1 protein-coding gene is annotated in these 247 nt (G+C 64.8%); it reads right to left on the bottom strand.

Annotated features, from left to right (window positions below; translation table 11 throughout):
• Positions 1 to 247 (bottom strand): dihydroxy-acid dehydratase domain-containing protein (locus AB1471_RS17700; protein ID WP_367781030.1); only part of this gene is annotated, 247 nt, incomplete at both ends.

The raw sequence follows: 247 nt of genomic DNA, 5'->3' as shown, positions 1-247 counted from the left end.
GCAGGGCGCGTCGGCGATGTTTTCGCCGAGCGTCCGGCCATTGGCGGTGAGCGCATTCAACGCGAGGTGTTCGGCAATCTCGCGCAGCACCGCCGGAAGACCGCCGGCATAATAGAAATCCTCCATCAGGTATTCGCCGGAGGGTTTGAGATTGACCAGACACGGCAGGCGCGAGCCCAGGCGATCCCAATCGTCCAGGCTCAGCGGCACGCCGATGCGGCCGGCAAGCGCGAGCAGATGGATCACC

This window comes from Jeotgalibacillus marinus (genome assembly GCF_040801915.1).
Lineage (GTDB): Bacteria > Bacillota > Bacilli > Bacillales > Jeotgalibacillaceae > Jeotgalibacillus > Jeotgalibacillus marinus.
Note: the sequence above shows the minus strand (reverse complement) of the source record. Positions and strands in the feature narration are given on the sequence as shown.